Here is a 3,988-nt window from a genome sequence, read left to right as displayed (position 1 = left end):
GGGATTGGTGCCGGGGACGATGGTGTCGTGGAGCTGGAGGGGGAGGATCAGGCGGCGCTTGATCTCATCGGCGTAGGAGTGGCCGGAGGCACGTTCGACGATCTCGCCTAGCAGGAGGTAGTTGGTGTTGGAATACTTGTACGCCGTGCCTGGCTTGGATGTGGGCGGGTTGGCGAGGGCGCGTTGGATGAGTTCGTCGGCGGTCCACGTGCGGTAACGGTTGGCGTAGAACTCGGGCTGCGGCGGGCGCGGCAGGGTGTACAGGACGTCGTACAGGCCGCTGGTGTGGTTCATCAGTTGGCGGACTGTGGCGCCGTTGGTCGGTAGATCCGGCAACCATTTGGCGACCGGGTCGTCCAGCTTGAGGCGCTTCTCGTCGACGAGTTGGAGAGTCACGGTGGCCAGGAAAGTCTTTGTGATGCTGCCGATGCGGAAGCTGCCCGACAGCGGGACCGGCCGACTCGAACCGAGCTCGGCCATGCCGCTGCGCCCACGCCAGACCGACCGGCCGTCGTGCACCTCCGCCTGTGCTCCGATGCCGGCTGTCCGCACCACCTCGTCCAGTCCCCGTTGCAGCCCGTACGGCGCTGCCTCGGCTCGCAACGGCGCGGCAATTAAGGCGATCGCGGCAAGTCCTACGAGGCCTACTCGTCTCTTCATTCCCCAACCCTGAACCGGCGGGGCGCCGAATAGCACCCGGGATCGCCCCGGGCTCTCCCCGAACCGCCAGCACTGACCAACTCGGGGTCAACCGTCCTCGGCACGCGCACGAACCCGCGCCGGAGGACCCCGGAACGAGCTTGCACAGTGGTGGCGGTCCGTACCGCCAGGCCATCACAACTGGTCGCGCCAGGTGAGTTCACGCTTGCCAGTCTGGCGATCGGGCGATTGTGATGGCCTGGGCGTCCACGACACGTCGGGCGAGGCATCGCTGGCAGGCGGTGGGTACATCGCTGAGCACGCCGGGGGGAAATTAATCGGTTGACGGAACCAGCAACCGTCGAGGACTGTGGCGGTTCAGCCGATCTAGGAGTGGATTACCCGATGCGCCAACTCGTGAGCTTGCTGCCCTGCACCTACTGCTCACGAGGACACGTATGGACCGGACACCTATTGATCTCCCCCGACGCTGGCTGAACCTTGGCGTGCTGGCGCATGTCGACGCCGGCAAGACGAGCCTGACCGAGGCGCTGTTGCAGCTCGGTGGGGCTGTTGCGCAGCGCGGACGGGTCGACGACGGTACGACGCAGACCGACAGCCTGGCGATGGAGCGGCGGCGCGGGATCACGATCCGGGCTGCTGTCGCGACGTTTCACGCCGGTGGGGTCGGCGTGAATCTTGTCGACACCCCGGGGCACCCTGATTTCATCGCCGAGGTGGACCGGTCGCTGGCGGTGCTGGATGGCGCCGTACTGGTGGTGTCGGCGGTCGAGGGTGTGCAGGCGCAGACGATTGTGTTGCATCGCGCGCTCAAACGGCTGAAGGTGCCGACGATCTTCTTTGTGAACAAGGTGGATCGGCTCGGCGCGGATCCGGCGCGGACGGTTCGGCAGATTCAGCGGCATCTCACGGAAGCCGTTGTTACGTTGAGCGCTGTGCACAACGCCGGCCACAGCACAGCAACGGTCGAGCCGGTCGGTCGCGAGCAGTTGTGCGCGGATCTTGCCGGGTACGACGACGCCCTGCTGACCGAATGGGTCGACAACGGGCTTCCGTCGGACGAGCGGCTTTGGCAGAGCCTGAAGCAGGTCACACCGGTGGTGTGCGGGTCGGCGCGGACGGTTGTTGGTGTGGAGCAGTTGATGGCTGCGGCGCTGCGCTTGTTTCCGACGTCGAGCGGTGACACGCAAGGGCCGCTTTCCGGGCAGGTCTTCAAGATCGAGCGGACGAGCAAACGGGCCCGGCTCTGCTCGATCCGCCTCCGGACCGGAGCACTCGCCGTACGGGATCACGTGGAGCAAGGCGTGGTGACCGCGCTCCAGCTCCACCAACCCGGTGGCGCGGTCAACGCCAGTACGGCGATAGCTGGGCAGATCGTGCAGGTGGAGGGTCTGGACCAAGCGCGGATCGGCGACTGGATCGGATCGCGGCCGAGCGGCGTACGAGCGACTAACTTCCTGCCGCCCGCACTGCAATCCACCATCACAGCAACGGATCCGAGCCAGCAGAACGCCCTGCACAAGGCGTTGGCTGAACTGGCCGACATCGATCCGCTGATCACCTTGCGCGTGCAGCACGACGAGCTGCACGTGAGCCTGTACGGGAAGGTCCAGCAAGAGGTGATCGCGGAAACGCTCGCCACCGAATACGGCATCGAGGTGGCGCTCGGTCAGCCGTCCGTCATCTGCGTCGAGCGCCCAACCACAAGCGGTCGAGCGGCGCTCCGGCACGCCGACCCTGACCACCACTACTCGTACACCCTGGGCGTCACCGTCGAGCCCGCAGCGCCCGGAAGTGGTATCCATCTAGTGATCACCGCCGAGCGCGGAGGCCTCCCGCTGCACGTCTACGGCACCATCGAAGGCTTCCGCGAGGCGGTCCTCAGGTACCTCGACGAGCCGCTGTCCGCCGGACCGCACGGCTGGCCAGTCACCGACGTCAAGATCACCATCACCGAGAGCGGCTACCCGCCCGCCTCGCCGCAGCCCGTCGATGTCCGCAACACGACGGCGTTGGTCGTGGCCGAGGCCGTCAACCAGGCCGGAACCACGGTGTGCGAACCAATCGACCGGGTCAGCATCGAGTTCCCCAGCAACACGATGCCCGAGGTACTGAAGGTCCTGGCCCGGTACGGCGCCATCGGCGAAACGACCGCGCTGTCGACCGATATCGCCGTCGTACGGGGAACCGTCCGGACCGGCTCGGTCGATGCCCTACGCAACGAACTCACCGGCGCCGCCCACGGCCTCGCGGTCGTGGATACGCAGCTGGACCACTACGACCCGATCAGACGTCAGCCAGCTCCCGGGCTCGGGTGAGTACGGCGTCGGTCATGGCCTCGGTGAGTCTGCCGGTGAACGTGTTCTGCTGGCTCGGGTGGAAGCAGCCGATCACGGTCACCGGCCCGATCGGGATCTCGACGGCATGACCGAACTTCGGTCGCGGCTTCGGTACGGCGAGATCCAGCGAACCGAGCCCAGCCAGCAGCACGTCGTACCCGAACTTGCCCAGGCAGATGATCACCCGAGTTGTCGGCAGCACCAGCTCCAGTTCACGCCGGAACCATGGAGCGCAGGTATCGCGCTCGACCGGCGTGGGCTTGTTGGCCGGTGGTGCACACCGAACGGCGGCGATCATTCGCGTCGCGTGCAACCGCAGACCGTCGCCGGCATGAGTCGACGTCGGCTGATTGGCGAGGCCGACGCGATGCAGGGCGGCGAAGAGCCAGTCGCCCGAACGGTCGCCGGTGAAGACGCGGCCGGTCCGGTTGCCGCCGTTGGCGGCCGGCGCCAGCCCCGCAATCAAGATGCGCGGCGAAGCGTCACCCCAGCCGGGGATCGGCCGACCCCAGTACGGCTGGTCCGCAAACGAAGCACGCTTGCTGTGGGCAACGTCCTCCCGCCACTCCACCAACCGGTCGCAAGCCCGGCACACCGAAACGCGGGCCTCCATCTCAGCCAGGTCCCCCGAGGCGAGCGTGACCACATCGGCGGCCGACCGCGCCACCGGCGTATCCGCAGCCGCTGGATCCTCGGGCCAACCTGTTCCGGGCGGAACCGGGCTCTCGAACAGCTCGCCGGTCAGCGGATGTGGCAACTTCATTCAGCCAGACTAGTCAGATGAGCATCATCGGCGTCGTCGCCTCAGCAGCCGGCGGATTGGATCAGCTGACCGAAGGATTGATCCGCCCACTCGTCGCCCGCGGTCACCAGCCCGCCATCACCTTCACACCGACCGCAGCCGGCTGGGTCCCCGCGGAAACAACAGCCGAACTCGAACAGCTGACCGGCCTCCCCGTCCGCTCCCAACCCCTGTCTCCTATACACAT

At 66.8% G+C, this 3,988-nt stretch carries 3 protein-coding genes and 1 pseudogene; 2 read left to right on the top strand and 2 right to left on the bottom strand.

From position 1 onward, the window contains the following. Nucleotides 1-660 (bottom strand): serine hydrolase domain-containing protein (locus E1263_RS41995; protein WP_132178001.1); only part of this gene is annotated, 660 nt, incomplete at its 3' end. 437 nt (nucleotides 661-1,097) lie between these two features. Here E1263_RS41995 and E1263_RS41990 point away from each other — a divergent pair. Further along, a complete protein-coding gene (locus E1263_RS41990) occupies nucleotides 1,098-2,978 on the top strand; it encodes an elongation factor G (protein WP_132177999.1) in 1,881 nt (626 codons plus the stop codon). On the opposite strand, the gene E1263_RS41985 is transcribed toward E1263_RS41990, so the two are convergent. Further along, nucleotides 2,947-3,762: a uracil-DNA glycosylase gene (locus tag E1263_RS41985; protein ID WP_132177997.1), complete on the bottom strand. Its 816-nt coding sequence runs from the start codon at nucleotides 3,760-3,762 to the stop codon at nucleotides 2,947-2,949. The two genes, E1263_RS41990 and E1263_RS41985, sit on opposite strands and share 32 nt — an antisense overlap. Before the next feature lie 17 nt (nucleotides 3,763-3,779). Here E1263_RS41985 and E1263_RS41980 point away from each other — a divergent pair. Next, nucleotides 3,780-3,988: pseudogene (locus tag E1263_RS41980) on the top strand (flavoprotein); the annotation flags it as partial.

The sequence above is a fragment of the Kribbella antibiotica genome, assembly GCF_004349055.1.
Classification (GTDB): Bacteria; Actinomycetota; Actinomycetes; order Propionibacteriales; family Kribbellaceae; genus Kribbella; species Kribbella antibiotica.
Note: the sequence above shows the minus strand (reverse complement) of the source record. Positions and strands in the feature narration are given on the sequence as shown.

What these genes read in the sequence shown, in the direction of transcription:
- E1263_RS41990 (WP_132177999.1), top strand. Translation starts at nt 1,098, where the DNA reads ATGGACCGGACACCTATTGATCTCCCCCGACGCTGGCTGAACCTTGGC.
- E1263_RS41985 (WP_132177997.1), bottom strand. Translation starts at nt 3,762, where the DNA reads ATGAAGTTGCCACATCCGCTGACCGGCGAGCTGTTCGAGAGCCCGGTT.